This window comes from Sphingobium sp. WTD-1 (assembly GCF_030128825.1).
Lineage (GTDB): Bacteria > Pseudomonadota > Alphaproteobacteria > Sphingomonadales > Sphingomonadaceae > Sphingobium.
The window spans coordinates 220,094-234,904 of sequence record NZ_CP119128.1 but is presented as its reverse complement, the minus strand read 5'-3'; the positions used below and the strand labels follow the sequence as shown (position 1 = coordinate 234,904).

The following is a 14,811-nucleotide window of genomic DNA, read 5'->3' as shown; positions in this document are numbered from 1 at the left end:
ACCTCCCCCTGGGTTGCGCCAAGGTCGCGTCGGCCGGGGCGAGAGGGTTGCACTTGGGGTGCCCCTGACGATCTCGTTCCATTGAGGCGTCAGTCAGGCTTGAGAGGCTGAAGGTCCGGCGCGGAAATCTTCGTGAAGCGCCACCAGGCCAGGCCTCCGTAGACCAGAATGAGGATGGCGAGGTTGAGCACCTCCCGCGTCTGCTCGGCAAGGCTCGCGCCCATCTGATTGAGCCCGACCATGAGATGAATGCCCGCGGTGGTTGGCAGGAGGCGCGCGAGGAGCGCCAGCCAGGCCGGCGTCGCCTCCGCCGGCCAGGAGAGACCCGCGAGGAAGAAGATGGCGAGCGACGTGCCCATCCACAGTTGCAGGGGTCGTTCCCGTGTCCGGAAGAGGCTGGCCAGCGCAAGCGCCGCCGCCACAGTCGCGCCCACGAACAAACTGCCGCCCACGATCAAGGCGCCAGGAGAGCCGGCGGCGCGGGGATAGTCCTGAAACCAGAACACAAAACCCGCATAATAGGCCACGTCGGCCCAGCCGATCACGAAGAAGGCCAGGGCAATTCCGATAAGGGTGCGCGAGGGCAGACGAAAGCGTCCCAGTGTCTCGCGCAGGGTGGCGGCGAGCATCGTCAGGCCCATCAGCAGGGTCTGGTGAATGATGAGGAAGCCGACCCCGGGGAACACCGTGCTGCCATAGCCTTCGCGCGTGTTGAACAGCGGGCGCTGAACGAGCGACAGGGCAGGGCGGGCGGGTGCGCCCTGCGCCATGGCCTGATCGCTCGCCGCCTCGCCGGCGATCGTGGTGACCGCCAGGCCGATGCCTGACAGCGCCGTGCTGCTGCGCAGCAGATAGGCGCCGTTGCCGTAGAGCGCGACCGTGCCCTGGGCGCCGTTCAGAATATGTCGCTCGAACCCCTCGGGGATGATGACCACGGCCCCTGCGCCGGTCGTCTCGAGCCAGAGCCGGGCGGCTCCTGGAGAGGCCGGGCGCGCGGCAAGATCGGCCTGCTGGAGCGCTGCGATCCGGCGCACGAGACTGCGGCTTGCGCCGCTGTCGTCGAGATCGACGACGGCCACCGGAATGCGGACCGCGACCTCCCCGGAATAGGCTGAAGGGTAGAAGAAGGAATAGAGGATCGTCGACACGACGATCAGCATGAAGGCGGAGCGGTCGGAGAGAACGGCGCGGAAGGTAGCGAGGAAGGCGCGGCCGATCATCGTCGTCCCCAGACCTCCGGGCTCATCCGCGCCGAGACATAGCGCGGCAGCCCGGCGCCCGAGCCGACGACGAGAAAGGCAAACAGCGCCAGGATCGATCCAAGAGATGCGAGCACGGGTGCGCCGATCATCCATTGCTCCGCGACCAGCCGCGCGAAGCGGGTAAAAGGCAGCAGCGCGCTCCATAGCCGGGCGAAGGCGGAGGCCGACTCGATCGGGAAGATCGCCCCGGCGAAGGCGAAGGAAGCGCCCGCATAGAGGGCGGTCATCGACAGCGCCTGCCCCATGGAAAGGGTGGCCCCGACGATGAACAAGGCCATGCCCGCATAGGCGAGATAGAGGGCGAGATAGCCGCCCATCAGCATCGCCACGCTCCCTTGCACGGGCCAGCCCCGGTAGACCGCGAGATAGCCGGTCGCAAGCGCCCCCCAGAGCAGGAAGATGAGGATATAGGGCGCGATCTTGCCGGCGACGGCGGCGACCGCCTCGCCTCGAGGCCCTGCAAGCCATGCTCCGATGGTCCCGTCCCGCAGCTCGCGACCGAGTGCGCTCACGACCGCGATCATGAACAGCAGGTGCAGGAGTGCGGGGTGGATCAGGGCGACGAGTTGCAGCTCGTAACTGGCCTGCGGGTTGTAGAGGATCCGGCTCTGCACGCTCACCGGCTGCGGCCGCACACGCGCGGGACCGGCGATCGCGGCGCTTTGCTCCCCGGCCAAGGCCTTTGCGTGGGCCTGGACCACGGTGCCGACTTCACGCAACACCGAACCCGAGGGCGTGGAATAGCTCGCATTGTAGAAGAGGAGGATCTTGCCGGTCTCGCCGCGCAGCACGGTGCGCTCGAGATCACGCGGGATCAGGACCACGGCATAGGCGGCGTTGGAGCGGACCAGATGCTCGGCCTGTGCCATGTCCGGTGGCCGCGCCGCGACCTTGAGCCCGGGTGACGCCTCCAGCTTGCGGGTGAGGTCGCGCGCGACGCCGCCGCCGTCCTCGTCGACCACGACGATCGGCAGGTTCCGCATGACGCCTGCCGACAACTGGACCGCGACGATCGCCAGCAGCAGCAGAGGCAGCCAGGTGACCAGCGCCAGATCCCAGACGCTGCCGCGCAGGAAGGCGGTTTCGCGCCGGGCGCTATCGACGAAGGCCCGGATCATTGCGGCCAGTCGAACAGGACCGTCATGCCGGGGCGCAGCCCATCGACCCGCGACACGGGCGACAGGCGCACGTCAAAGCTCTTCACGTCAAAGCCGCTCGACTGGCGGGTCGCGCGCCATGTCGCGAAGTCGCCGGCGGGCGCGATGTAGAAGACCCGAAACTGGGCGCAACGATCGCCGAGCGCAGGTATGCGGCCGGTCAGGACCCGTCCCCGGCGGATCGCACTGAACTGATCTTCTCTCAGGGTGAGCGTCACCCAGGGATGATCGATGTCGGTCAGGACGAAGACGGGAAATCCCTGCGGCACGAGTTCGCCCGACTGCGCCAGCCTGCGTCCGATCTCACCGTCCGACGGCGCGAACACCCGGGTTTCCTTCTCGGCCGCCTCGACTTCGGCCAGGGCGCCGCGCGCCTGGCGCACCTGTCCGCTCGCGGCCTGCCGATCCTGTCGCCGCGCCCCGGCCAGCGCCAGATCATATTGCGCGCGCGCCGCTCGGGCCGCTTCATTGGAGGCCAGGGCGTTTGCGCGGCTCTCGTCGCGTTTCTGCCCCGCCAGCACACCCTGTTCAAAGAGGCGCTCGGTGCGCTGATAGGTGGTCTGGGCGAGGTCCGCCACCGCCTGCGCGCGTCGCCACTGGGCCTCGGCAGCCCGGATATCCTCCGGCCGTGCGCCTTCATCGGCCTTGTCCGCATTCGCCTGCGCGGCGGCGAGCGCGCCGCCGGCCTGTTCGGAGCGGGCTTCGACCTCGGGACTGTCGAGCGTATAGAGCAGCTGTCCCGTCTTCACCGGCTGGCCTTCCTCGACATGAAAGGCCGTGATCCGAGCCGAGACCTTGCTCGTGATCCGCAGTTCGCGGGCCTCGACCATGCCCTGGAGCTGATCGGGAACCGGGCGATAGGCCAGCCAGAGACCGAGGCCGAGAATGACCACGACGAGGAAAGCAATGAGCGGCAGCAACTTGCGCTTCCGCCCGGTCGGAACCGGCGGAGCCGTCTCGTCCGGGGTGACCAGGGTTTCCGATGTGGCGGTCATGGCGTGACCCTTTCACCCTGGTCGATATAGTCCGGCAATGTGGCGATCTGACCGCTGACGTGGAGAAGCTGGGCGAGCGCGACAACGAAATCATATCCGGCCTGGGCGCGCTGGATCCGGGAGCGGGCAAGACCGAGCTGCGCATCGATCACGTCGAGCGAGGTTGTCTGCTGCTCCTGATAGCCGAGGGTCTGGACCCGCAGATTCTCCTGCGCCGCAGTGATGGCCGTGTCGGTCAGCTCAAACCGCCGTCGCGCGGCTTCCGCATCGTTCCAGGACCGCGTGACGCCGATTTCGATCTGGGTGCGGGCTTCGCGCAGGCCCGCATTGGCTTGCGTCACCGTTTCCCGCGCGGCCTGCACCGCTTGCGAGCGGCCCACACCGGAGAAGAGCGTGTAGCGCAGCCCCACGCCCATCGACCAGTCGGGATCCGTCAACAGCGTGTCGCGCCGATCGAAATTATACTGGGCGAAGCCATAGATCGTAGGCCGGAGCTTGGCGCGCTGGAGGGCCACCCCCGCTTCGGCCTGGTCTTCCAGCGCGCCGAGCCGGTCCAGTTGGGGATGGGCGCGCAGCGCCGTGTCCACATAGGTGTCGAGCGAGCGGAGGGGCTGGCGGATCACGAAGATGGGGGAGACGGGATCGACGCCGGACGGCGCCCGCAATGCGCCGGCAAGCGCTACCTGCGCACTCGCGAGATCGGCCTGCGCCTTCTCGAGTTCACGCGCGGCGTCGTCGCGAGCCACCTGCGCCTGGAGGCGTTGGGCCCGGCTTATGAACCCTTCCTGTTCGAGTTTGAGGGCGTCCGCGACATGCCGGTCCAATCCCGCGAGCGCATCACGGCGAACATCGCGCACGCGCTCGAGCAGCTGCTGGCCGAAATAGAACTGGGTCATCTGCAACAGACCGTTGTCGATGACGATCTGGCGTTCGGCGCGCGACTGCCCCAGTTGCGCCGCCGCGCCCGCCTGAGCGGCGGGAATCTGGCCACCGGAATAGAGCGGCAGCGTCGCCGTCACGATCGGCCGGGTGCTGGTGCGCTCGATCTCGAAGCGGAGGGGATCATAGATGGCATAATCCTGGGCCACGTCCGCCAGCGGGCCGAGCGGCAGATAGAGGGTTTTCTGATAGCGGATCATCTGGCCTTCGAACTCGACAGTCGGACGCCGCAGCGTGCTCGTGGAGCCCTTCTGGGCCTCCTTGCTGCGCACATCGGCGTCGGCGCCCTGGATCGCGTCCGACCGCTCGAGCAGCCTCGCCTGGGCGCTTCGATAATCGAGATCCAGCCTGTCGATCGTTTGCGCCTGCGCGCCCTGACAAACCGCAGTCGCCAGCGCAGCAACCAGCATCGAACATCGCAAGGTCATGAAGAACGTCTCCTGCTCCCGCACGGTAACGTTGACATCCAACCAACTCAATACATATTTGTATCGAAATGCTCCTGCCCGTGATCCCGTGAGCCGCCGCCCGGCACGAACGCGCCCGACCCGGGCGCAGACCCGGGAGCGCATCCTGGATGGCGCTCTCGAGGCCTTCGCTGAACGTGGCTTCCATGGCGCAACCCAGGAAGATATTTGCGAGCGCGTCGGTCTGAGCCGGGGCGCCTATAATTCTAGCTTCCGGTCCAAGGACGAATTGTTCTTCGCCCTCTATGACCGGGTGATCGAGCGATTGCAGTCGAGGCTGGAGGAGGCGACCGCCTCAGCGCTGTCCATGCCCGGCTCGACGGCCGACAATTTCCTCAAGGCCTTTATCGCCAGCTATCCGTTCGATCGGGACTGGTATCTGCTCCAGGCCGAGTTCGGCCTCTATGCCTTGCGCCATCCTGCCATGGCGAGCCACTATGCCGAACGGCAGGGGCGGATCCTCGTCATCATCGAGGGCGCGCTCGCCGACATCCTTCGCGAGGACTCCCGCATCGTTGCCCGGGACCTCCCGCGCATCGCGCGACTGATCCTGGCTGTCCACGAGGGAAGCATGTTCCAGGGCCTGCTCGAACCGCACGAGGTCACAAGCGGAGAGCTTCTGGACTTTCTCGTGGATCTCATGCTGGCGGGGGCGGCAACGAGCGTCGACTAAGAATGGATTGCTGATCTTGCCTTGCGGGAGGCCGCGCAACAGCATGCCTGCCTCTATTTGTGATGTGGGAGACCGTTTAGTGAAGGAGACCGCGCTGTATTGCCGTGGCGACGGCCTGGGTGCGCCTGTTGACGGCGAGACACTTGAAGATCGCGCGAAAATGCCATTTTACGCCATCTTCGCCGATACCCAATATGTTGGCGATCTCCGCGCTTGTAAGACCATCTCGCGCCAGGCTGAGGATATGGAGTTGGCGGCGAGACAGGTCGGATCCTTCGGTATGTTGTGAACTCGGCAAGTGATGTTGTGCTGCGGACCGATCAAACCTCGCCTTTAGGGCCCATCCCGCGTGAATATGCTCCAGGATATTCCGGAACTCCCGCGCTGTTTCCTTCAGTCCTGTGCTGTCGCGAATTTCCGAGGCCTCTTCCGCCGACCGTATGGCCAGTTGCAGCGCATCTTTACGTAGATGCAGCACCGAACGCAGCATGAGGGTTTTGAGTATGATATGTTGCCATCCTGCCCTGCGGGTGCGGGCCAGGATACGGTCCGTCAATTGGCGCGCGAGGTGATCCTTCCCGTCGGCAAGCGCCCGCGTCGCAGACAGAAGCATGCACTCGACGTCCGCAATGGCGAGGTGAGCCGAAGTGATGGCGTCGTTCCTGGGAATATTGGGGATGGTGACCGATCGACCCGACGCCATTTCATGTTCGGCAGTCAGGATATCGGCCATGAGTTGCAGTCGCGGCATGTGGTCGCGTACGGCTTTCACGTTCAGTTCGGTCAGGATTTTTCCGCAGAGGTCCGCATCTCCGGCCAGACGAGCGGCTCGTAATATGGCCCGTGCCGTATGAATCTGGACGTCGACGATCTGGTCGCAGAAAAGCAACGGCCATTCCAGTTCTGCCAGAGGCACGCCGCTTTCGGCCAGCACAGCGAGGCGCAATGTTTTCAGCGTCTCCTCGGCAACCGGGGAGACCATATCCGTCAGATGCGCGTCGATCCTATTTCGTGCGGGAATGATCTGCCCCTGCGTCAGCAGGAGCAGCACTTCGGCAATCTTTGCCCAGTCGCGGGCAAAGCCCTGATCGGCCAGGGCACAAGCTTGATCCAGTAGGGGACGCAGTGCCGCGAACTCGGCCTCGTTCGACTGACTCGCCACGATGCTCGCGAGACAGGCCAGGGCGGAGGCCTTCATCATTGGGTTTTCCCGGGCGTGCAGTTGGAGCCATTGCCGGCAGAGCCTTTCCGCCCGCACGACATCGTCCCTCAGCGCCGCTGTCGTAGCACCGAGCAGCGTCAGCAATTCCTCATGCGTGTCCGTGCGTGACAGCAACTTCAGAAGGTGCGTCGCCCCTGCATGCTGCTGCTGGAAGGAAAGGACCCATATCTTTCCCAGACCAGCCATGGGATTCGTCAGCAACGCTGTGTCGGGCACGCCCTCGAGCCAATGGGCCAACTCGTTGATACGGCCTTGTCGCAAAGCGACATCCATGACGATCTCACCGCCCAGTCCCCGCGCCCAGGCCGGATCGCCGGCGCGCAGCGAAAGTGCTATTGTTTGCGCTGGCCGGCCGGCGCGCCAGTGATGAAAAGCAGCCCGTTTTAAAAGATGGCTTGGCGAGAAACGAAGCTGCGACTGTCCGCTCAATGCAAGATGGTGTCGCAGCGCCGGATTGAGCGCAAACATTCCGTGCTTGTCCGGCCTCAATAGGAGACATTCGCGTTGCGCACGTGCGATCCATTGCGCGCCGTCGTGGATGCGCAGGGCAAAATCGTGGCTTTCGGCATCGAGGGGAGCGATCAATGCCGCCTTTTTCAACCATGTGCGCAGAGCGGGCGATAAGGGCGCCAACACGATCTGATCGAGATAACAGATGATCTCGGGCCATACATGCAGTGGCTGCTTCCGGTCGGATACACGACACGCGATGCGGCACAATGCGGGCCAACCCTGTGTGTCCGACATGATCCGGTCGAGGGCTGAAGGGACCCGGGTCAGTTGCTTCAGATCCTGGGCGCTGCAGGCCAGGCCATCGGGGCCGACTTCCTGCCAGTCGGCGTTGAGGACGCCAAATCCCCAAGGGGCGGAGGTTGCAAGGACCGCCCGCCAATCATCGGGAAGAGCATCCACCAGGTCTCTGGTCAGCGTTTCGAGATGTGGCGCTTCCTGAACATCATCGAGGCAAATGATCCCGGGCCTGTCCTGATGCCATATCCATTGCAGAATGGAGTCGATGTCCGCGGCGGTTCCGGCCTGAAGAGCGAGGCGATGCAGGGTGCTCTTCGCCGTGTCGTCGCTTGCAAGCTTTGTCCAAAGCGCCGGGCGACCAGTGTCCGCCGCCTCCTTCCAACCGGCCGCAAGTGTCGCCGATTTGCCGTAGCCGCAAGGCGCACGCAGCAGGCTGACGCGCGCGGTCAATTTAACAGGGCGAAGTGCCGTTTCCGCCAGTCGCGAAAGCAGAGTTGGAGTCCATTCCCTTTCGTGATCCATGACAGGTCGATACTACATGTTCGTGTAGTTCCCTATTGCTATTGTGCTCGTAAGACTCGCGCGAAGCTCATGTTTCGGACGTGAATGAGATGATTGAAGAGAGACAGTCGATTTCGCAGGAACCCTGTGATGGCCGCCCGGTGGAAATGCTCTTCACCGCGCAAAAGGCAATGTCGGACGAGCGCCGGATGCGATTTGGCCTTGCTGAGAGGCGCGCCGCGCTGGCGCGCCTCGCGCTTGCCATACGAAAGTTCGAAGCGGATATCGTTCAGGGCGTCACCTCAAGCTTTGTACGCTGAACAACGATTTTCCGGACATAATGTGAACATTGGTGTCAGGCAGCGGCGCGAAGGTACTGGTAGAGGGTTTCGCGGCTGATGCCCATGTCGCGCGCGATGGTCGCCTTGCGTTCACCGGCGGCAACGCGGCGGTGCAGATCGGCAATCATCTCATCCGAGAGCGACCGTTTCCGCCCCCGATAGGCGCCGCGCTGCCGAGCGATCGCAATGCCTTCGCGTTGCCGTTCGCGGATCAGGGCGCGCTCGAACTCAGCAAACGCACCCATGACCGAGAGCATCAGATTGGCCATCGGGGAGTCCTCCCCCGAGAAGGACAGGCTTTCCTTCTCAAACTCGATCCGGATACCTCGCTTGGTGAGGCCCTGGACCAGCTTGCGCAGGTCATCCAGATTGCGGGCCAACCGATCCATGCTGTGGACGACGACGGTATCGCCTTCGCGGGCGAAAGTGAGCAGAGCCTCAAGCTGGGGGCGGTTGACGTCCTTGCCCGATGCCTTGTCGGTGAAGGTCCGATCGAGCGACTGACCTTCCAATTGGCGATCCACATTCTGATCGAACGTGCTGACCCGGACATAGCCGATCCGTTGCCCCTTCACTGCGCACTCTCTCCATCAAAATGTCAGGTTGAAATCTATGATACGCAACGACATTCGTCAACAAATTCCGTTTATCACCCTAATCTGACAGAAACCGCGGTAGCGCCCTGACGTCCGGTTAGGCTATACTCCAAGCTGACATCACAAAATCAAATCCCTCAAAGATGGCGTCAATTGCCTTGATGGGGTAAAAACTGGAGTGCTTCCAGGATGGGACATTCGGCAACGTCATCTCCAGTGCATCTGGCTAACGTGGTCGCCAGCGTCACCTCTATCTTCTGCAAATCTGCAATGCGGCGGCGGACATCTTCAAGGTGGAGTTCGGTTCTCGCCATAACCTCCGCGCAGGTTTGTGCACCGGTATCGGTGAGCGACAACAATGACCGTATCTCATCCATTGCATAGCCAAGGTCGCGCGCGCGCAGGATGAACTGCAACCTTTGCACCAGTTCCGGCGAATAGACGCGGTAGCCGTTGGAACTGCGAGGCGGCCCCGGCAGCAATCCCACCTTCTCGTAATAGCGGATGGTTTCGAGATTGCAGCCTGTTTTCCGGGCAAGCTGGGCACGCAAGATGCCGACCTGTTGCTCCATGAAAATACCTCTTGAGTCTGTAGTGGCTACAGAGCCTACACTGCGAATCACTCAGTTGGAACAAGGGATTCAAGCCATGGTCTCAACGCCGGAAGCGGGACAGCCAGCCCTCACCGAAAACCACGAGCCGAAGCAGGCAAACTGGGTTGCGGCGGGCGCATTGATCGGCGCGGGGCTCGCCTCGGCTTGCTGCGTCGTCCCGCTACTGTTGGTTATGCTCGGAATTTCCGGCGCGTGGATCGCCAACCTGACGGCGCTCGAACCTTACAAGCCCTATGTCGCAGGCGTAACGCTCGCGCTGCTCGGCTACGGCTTCTGGCATGTCTATTTCAAGCCGAAACCGCCCTGTGAAGACGGTTCCTACTGCGCTCGTCCACAATCGGCTTGGACCACCAAGGCGGTGCTGTGGCTGGGCCTTGCCGTCGCCATCCTGGCGCTCACCATCGACTGGTGGGCACCCTGGTTCTATTGAAAGGAAATACCCATGAAAAAGACAGTATGTATCGCTATGGCCGTGCTGGCTATGGCTGGCGGCGGGGTCGCCTATGCAGTTAGTGGCACGGCGCAAGATCGCCCCGCGGCTACCGCAACCGCTCAGAAGCAAACCACCTTTGCCATAGAGAACATGACCTGCGCCACCTGCCCGATCACCGTGAAGAAGGCGATGGAAGGCGTCGCCGGGGTAACGGCGGTCACGGTCGATTTCGCAGCCAAGACCGCGCGCGCAACCTATAACCCGCGCCGCACCAATGCTGCTGCGATTGCCGCTGCATCAACCAACGCGGGTTATCCGGCGCGCGCTATTCAAAACTGAGCGGGGCGCCGCCAGCGCCTCAAGAAAGCGATAAGCAATGAACGACTGTTGCAACCGCCCCGGGCAGGAAGGATTTGACGTGGCCGTCATCGGCGCGGGTTCTGCCGGGTTCTCCGCCGCGATCGCCGCTGCCGATCTGGGCGCGAAAGTGGCGCTCGTCGGTCACGGCACGATTGGCGGCACCTGTGTCAATGTTGGCTGCGTTCCTTCCAAGACGCTGATCCGCGCCGCCGAAGCGGTGCATGGTGGGCTTGCCGCCGCGCGCTTTCCCGGCCTTGGGGGCGCTGTCCAGATGGATGACTGGTCCGTATTGGCGGCGTCGAAGGACGATCTTGTCACGACGCTGCGCCAAAAAAAATATGTCGATCTGCTGCCCGCCTATGACGGTGTGAGCTATATCGAGGGCAAGGCACGCTTTGCCGATGGTGCGCTGATTGTCGGCGATGCGCCCATGAAGGTCGGCAAGGTCATATTGGCGATGGGTGCGCACGCCGCCGTGCCGCCGATTCCGGGGATGGACAGCGTGCCCTACCTAACCAGCACATCGGCGCTGGCGCTGGATCGCTTGCCCAAATCGCTGCTGGTGATCGGTGGCGGGGTGATCGGGGTAGAACTGGGACAGATGTTTTCGCGTCTGGGCGTTGATGTCACCATCTGCTGCCGAAGCCGCCTGCTCCCCGAAATGGACCCGGAAGTGAGTGCCGCGCTGAAAAACTATTTGGAAGCCGAGGGCGTGCGGGTTTGCGCAGGTGTCGGCTATCAGCGTATCGCCCAAACACAGAGCGGGGTCGAATTGACCTGCGAGGGGGCATTGTGACACCGTCGCGGCGGAACAGGTGCTCATCGCCACCGGACGCCGACCCAATAGCGACGGGCTTGGGCTGGAGGAGCGCGGCATAGTGCTTGCCCGTAATGGTGGAATCGTCGTCGATGACCACCTCGAAACGTCGGTTCCAGGCATTTACGCGGCGGGCGATGTAACGGGACGGGACCAGTTCGTCTACATGGCCGCCTATGGCGCAAAACTGGCCGCGCGCAACGCGGTGACGGGCAACCAATACCGCTACGACAATTCCTCCATGCCATCCGTCGTCTTCACCGACCCGCAAGTCGCCAGCGCCGGCCTCACTGAAACGACAGCACGGGCGCAAGGCCTGGACATCAAGGTTTCGCTGCTCCCGCTCGATGCTGTGCCAAGGGCACTGGCAGCACGCGATACGCGGGGTCTCATCAAACTGATTGCCGACAAGGCGAACGACCGTTTGCTGGGCGGCCAGATCATGGCACCCGAAGGCGCGGATTCGATCCAGACACTGGTGCTGGCGATCAAACACGGCATGACCACCCTGGAATTGGGTGCAACGATATTTCCTTACCTGACCACTGTGGAAGGCCTCAAACTGGCGGCCCAAACGTTTGATAAGGATGTCGCCAAACTGTCTTGCTGCGCCGGGTGATTGCTCGGGGATCAACCGGCAACGAATGGCCTCCCTCCAGTGCAAGCCGCTTTGGTGTCAATTTTGTTATTCGCCTCAGCGGGAGAGCAAAATGGCACGACGCCGACTTCTGACCGGAGACGAGCGCCGGCGCCTGTTCGATCCTCCTGTCCAAGAAACCGCGATCATTGGGCATTATACCCTTTCTGCGGAAGATGTTGAATTGGTTGGGCGCCGCTATGGTCCAGCAAATCGCCTCGGTCTGGCTGCACAAATCGCTTTGATGCGACATCCCGGCTTTGGTCTGCAACCCGAGATCGGGCTTCCCGACGTCATTCTTCAGTACCTCGCGGCACAGTTATTCGTCGATCCTTCCTCCTTCTCTGCATATGGTCAGCGCGCGCAAACCCGTACCGATCATGCCGATCTCGTGGCGCGTTATCTTGGCATACGCCCGTTTCGACGCGGCGACCTGGCACTTGCCCTGAATCTTGCCGCGCAAGCCGCCGAGTATACAGACAGAGGTGAACCGATTGTTCGCGCCCTCATGGTTGGCCTGAAGGGTGAGCGGTTCATTCTTCCGTCAGGCGACACACTGGAACGCGCCGGTCTTGCTGGCCGGGCACGCGCACGCAAAGCTGCCGCAGCCGCAATCGTCGAAGGCCTCAGCTCTGCTGAACTGACACGGCTAGACGAACTCGTAATCAACAACCCGGATTTCGGCATGACACCGCTGGCGTGGTTGCGTAATTTCGAAGAAGCCCCGACTGCGGCCAATATCAATGGCTTGCTTGAGCGCCTGCGCTATGTTCGCGGCATAGGTATCCACCCGGTAGTTGGGGGCGCCATTCCGGAATTCCGCTTTGCCCAATTTGTCCGCGAGGGCGGCGTGGCACCGGCATTCCTGCTTTCGGATTACAGCGTCAATCGCAGGCGGGCGACGTTGACGGCCGCAGTGATCGACCTTGAGGCCAGACTTGCCGATGCCGCGATCCAAATGTTTGACCGACTTATCGGCGGCATGTTCACGCGCGCGCGGCGTGGGCGCGAGCGTCGCTACCAAGATAGTATTCAGTCGGTGGGGCAACTCATGCGGCTGTTTGGCGCCACGATTACAGCACTTGATGAGGCTGTCCAGAATGGCGGCGATCCGCTCGAATTGATTGACGAAGCGGTGGGCTGGCACCGGCTTGTTGCGGCAAAGGCCCAAGTAGATGCCCTTGCTGATCTTGCCGGCGAGGACGCACTGGTAACGGCAACCGAGCGTTACGCCACGCTACGGCGTTTCAGCCCGGCATTTCTGGACGCCTTCACCTTCAAGGCGTCTGGAACAGGGACGGCACTGATCAAAGCCATCGATGTCATTCGCGATGCGAACACACGAAAGTCGCGCGACCTTCCCGATGGCGTTCCACTGCCATTCCCCAATCGGCAGTGGAAGCGTCTCATCACCGAAAGCGGCCGTATCGACCGCCGACGTTATGAAATTGCGATCATGGCAACCTTGCGTGATCGTTTGCGCGCCGGTGATGTATGGATCGAGGGAACCCGCAACTATCAGCGCTTCGATGCCTATTTGCTGGGTCGGCGCGACGCCGCCAAAGTGGCGGATGTGCTTCCGTTCGATTCAAATGCTGCATCCTACCTCGCTGACCGGGCACGAAATCTTGACTGGCGGCTGCGCCGATTTGCCAAGCAGTTGAAAACAAACAAGCTTGAGGGAGTGTCGCTCGAACGAGACCGGCTCAAGCTTCAGCAAATGCCGCCTGTCACCCCACCGGAAGCTGAAGCCCTCGATCGCAAGCTCGATACCCTGCTTCCCCGCGTGCGCATCACCGAGCTGCTGCTTGAAGTCGCCGAACGCACTGGTTTTTTGAACGCATTCCGTGACCTGCGCTCAGGCAAGGAGCACGACAACCCCAGCACGGTACTCGCCGCAATTCTGGCTGATGGCACCAACCTCGGGCTGGAGCGGATGGCCAATGCCAGCGAAGGCGTCAGCTATGCCCAACTCGCATGGACCCACAACTGGTATCTTTCACCCGAGAACTATCAGGCCGCGCTGGCCATGATCATCTCAGCCCATCACGAATTACCCTTCGCGCGGCATTGGGGCGCTGGCACCAGTTCGTCGTCCGATGGCCAGTTCTTCCGGTCGGGGCGGAGCCGTTCAGGGGCGGCGGACGTCAATGCCAAATATGGCGCCGAACCTGGCGTGAAAATCTATTCTCACCTTTCCGATCACTTCGCATCATTCGGATCACGGATCATGTCCGCGACGGCAGGTGAAGCGCCTTACGTGCTCGACGGGCTTGTCCTGGGCGCCGGCAACCTTCCGTTGCATGAGCACTATACCGATACCGGCGGCGCCACCGATCATGTTTTCGCACTCTGCCACCTACTCGGGTTCCGCTTCGCGCCCCGGCTGCGCGATATTGGCGACCGCAAGCTGGGTTCGATCGCTGCGCCATCGACATACAAGGGCATCGAAAATCTGATGGGCCGCACCATCAAAACGGCAGCGATCGAGGCCGATTGGGATGACATCGTCAGGATTGTCGCCTCAATCAAGGATGGCACGGTGGCGCCGTCAGTAATCTTGCGAAAACTTGCCGCCTACAAACGCCAGAACAGGCTGGATTTTGCATTGGCTGAACTGGGCCGTATCGAGCGCACTTTGTTCACGCTCGATTGGCTTGAACAACCGGAACTGCGACGTGCCTGTCAGGCCGGTCTCAACAAAGGCGAGGCGAGGCACACGCTTGCCGCCGCCATCTATACCAACCGGCAGGGTCGGTTCACCGATCGCTCGCTGGAAAATCAGGAATTTCGCGCATCTGGGCTGAACCTGCTGATTGCGGCGATTTCCTACTGGAACACGGTCTATCTCGACCGGGCCGCCCAGCACCTCAACGCTGTCGGCACGACGTTCGATGCGGCACTGCTTGCGCACCTTTCTCCGATGGGCTGGGCGCACATCAGTCTGACCGGCGATTACCTCTGGGAGCAGGCCAGGCGACTTCCAGCAGGTGAATTCCACCCACTCAACGAGCCAATGGCGCGGTTGAAGCGTGTAGCGTAGCCCA

Annotated in this window: 12 protein-coding genes and 1 pseudogene; 6 read left to right on the top strand and 7 right to left on the bottom strand. The window is 62.5% G+C overall.

The annotated features are described in order from the left end of the window. Positions 1–89: 89 nt before the first annotated feature. Genes N6H05_RS26295 through N6H05_RS26280 form a run of 4 tightly spaced genes read right to left on the bottom strand, consistent with a single transcriptional unit; the run spans position 90 to position 4,781 of the window. Complete coding sequence (locus tag N6H05_RS26295; RefSeq protein ID WP_004206985.1) at positions 90–1,220, bottom strand: ABC transporter permease; 1,131 nt, start codon at positions 1,218–1,220, stop codon at positions 90–92. Beyond that, a complete protein-coding gene (locus tag N6H05_RS26290) occupies positions 1,217–2,380 on the bottom strand; it encodes an ABC transporter permease (protein ID WP_004206986.1) in 1,164 nt (387 codons plus the stop codon). The genes N6H05_RS26295 and N6H05_RS26290 overlap by 4 nt, the downstream gene beginning before the upstream one ends. Further along, entirely contained in the window at positions 2,377–3,414 is a 1,038-nt protein-coding gene (locus N6H05_RS26285) for an HlyD family secretion protein (protein ID WP_284114333.1), read from the bottom strand. The genes N6H05_RS26290 and N6H05_RS26285 overlap by 4 nt, the downstream gene beginning before the upstream one ends. After that, positions 3,411–4,781, bottom strand: a complete 1,371-nt coding sequence (locus tag N6H05_RS26280; RefSeq protein ID WP_066764039.1) for a TolC family protein — start codon at positions 4,779–4,781, stop codon at positions 3,411–3,413. The genes N6H05_RS26285 and N6H05_RS26280 overlap by 4 nt, the downstream gene beginning before the upstream one ends. Between N6H05_RS26280 and N6H05_RS26275 the strand changes: the two genes are divergently transcribed. Beyond that, the gene (locus N6H05_RS26275; RefSeq protein ID WP_284114332.1) at positions 4,780–5,493 is read left to right on the top strand and encodes a TetR/AcrR family transcriptional regulator; all 714 of its coding nucleotides are present in this window, start codon (positions 4,780–4,782) and stop codon (positions 5,491–5,493) included. The genes N6H05_RS26280 and N6H05_RS26275 overlap by 2 nt on opposite strands. Positions 5,494–5,569: 76 nt before the next feature. Here N6H05_RS26275 and N6H05_RS26270 read toward each other — a convergent pair whose 3' ends face one another. After that, positions 5,570–7,987 carry a LuxR C-terminal-related transcriptional regulator gene (locus N6H05_RS26270; RefSeq protein ID WP_004206992.1) on the bottom strand — a complete coding sequence of 806 codons (2,418 nt, stop codon included), beginning with the start codon at positions 7,985–7,987 and terminating at the stop codon, positions 5,570–5,572. 80 nt (positions 7,988–8,067) lie between these two features. On the opposite strand from N6H05_RS26270, the gene N6H05_RS26265 reads away from it, so the two are divergent. Continuing rightward, the gene (locus N6H05_RS26265; RefSeq protein WP_284114331.1) at positions 8,068–8,286 is read left to right on the top strand and encodes a hypothetical protein; all 219 of its coding nucleotides are present in this window, start codon (positions 8,068–8,070) and stop codon (positions 8,284–8,286) included. Positions 8,287–8,321: 35 nt separating this feature from the next. On the opposite strand, the gene N6H05_RS26260 is transcribed toward N6H05_RS26265, so the two are convergent. Together N6H05_RS26260 and N6H05_RS26255 are read right to left on the bottom strand one after the other, a co-directional pair. Then, positions 8,322–8,882: a recombinase family protein gene (locus tag N6H05_RS26260; protein WP_004213255.1), complete on the bottom strand. Its 561-nt coding sequence runs from the start codon at positions 8,880–8,882 to the stop codon at positions 8,322–8,324. Positions 8,883–9,052: 170 nt separating this feature from the next. After that, positions 9,053–9,475, bottom strand: coding sequence for a MerR family transcriptional regulator (locus tag N6H05_RS26255; RefSeq protein WP_014072603.1), 423 nt, complete (start codon positions 9,473–9,475; stop codon positions 9,053–9,055). Positions 9,476–9,551: 76 nt separating this feature from the next. Here N6H05_RS26255 and N6H05_RS26250 point away from each other — a divergent pair, with 76 nt between their 5' ends. The 4 genes and pseudogenes from N6H05_RS26250 (at position 9,552) to N6H05_RS26235 (ending at position 14,807) form a co-directional block, all read left to right on the top strand. Continuing rightward, entirely contained in the window at positions 9,552–9,947 is a 396-nt protein-coding gene (locus tag N6H05_RS26250; protein WP_014072602.1) for a mercuric transporter MerT family protein, read from the top strand. A 12-nt stretch (positions 9,948–9,959) separates the two neighbouring features. After that, positions 9,960–10,289 carry a heavy-metal-associated domain-containing protein gene (locus N6H05_RS26245; protein ID WP_004213249.1) on the top strand — a complete coding sequence of 110 codons (330 nt, stop codon included), beginning with the start codon at positions 9,960–9,962 and terminating at the stop codon, positions 10,287–10,289. A 37-nt stretch (positions 10,290–10,326) separates the two neighbouring features. Next, positions 10,327–11,746, top strand: a pseudogene (merA, locus tag N6H05_RS26240) (mercury(II) reductase). Between the two features lie 91 nt (positions 11,747–11,837). Next, positions 11,838–14,807 (top strand): Tn3 family transposase, encoded by a 2,970-nt coding sequence (locus N6H05_RS26235; protein WP_014072601.1) that lies wholly within the window; start codon positions 11,838–11,840, stop codon positions 14,805–14,807. Positions 14,808–14,811 lie beyond the last annotated feature (4 nt).

Coding starts and splice junctions, on each gene's coding strand:
- N6H05_RS26235 (WP_014072601.1), top strand. CDS start 11,838: ATGGCACGACGCCGACTTCTGACCGGAGACGAGCGCCGGCGCCTGTTC.
- N6H05_RS26245 (WP_004213249.1), top strand. CDS start 9,960: ATGAAAAAGACAGTATGTATCGCTATGGCCGTGCTGGCTATGGCTGGC.
- N6H05_RS26295 (WP_004206985.1), bottom strand. CDS start 1,220: ATGATCGGCCGCGCCTTCCTCGCTACCTTCCGCGCCGTTCTCTCCGAC.
- N6H05_RS26280 (WP_066764039.1), bottom strand. CDS start 4,781: ATGACCTTGCGATGTTCGATGCTGGTTGCTGCGCTGGCGACTGCGGTT.
- N6H05_RS26290 (WP_004206986.1), bottom strand. CDS start 2,380: ATGATCCGGGCCTTCGTCGATAGCGCCCGGCGCGAAACCGCCTTCCTG.
- N6H05_RS26285 (WP_284114333.1), bottom strand. CDS start 3,414: ATGACCGCCACATCGGAAACCCTGGTCACCCCGGACGAGACGGCTCCG.
- N6H05_RS26270 (WP_004206992.1), bottom strand. CDS start 7,987: ATGGATCACGAAAGGGAATGGACTCCAACTCTGCTTTCGCGACTGGCG.
- N6H05_RS26255 (WP_014072603.1), bottom strand. CDS start 9,475: ATGGAGCAACAGGTCGGCATCTTGCGTGCCCAGCTTGCCCGGAAAACA.
- N6H05_RS26250 (WP_014072602.1), top strand. CDS start 9,552: ATGGTCTCAACGCCGGAAGCGGGACAGCCAGCCCTCACCGAAAACCAC.
- N6H05_RS26275 (WP_284114332.1), top strand. CDS start 4,780: ATGAAGAACGTCTCCTGCTCCCGCACGGTAACGTTGACATCCAACCAA.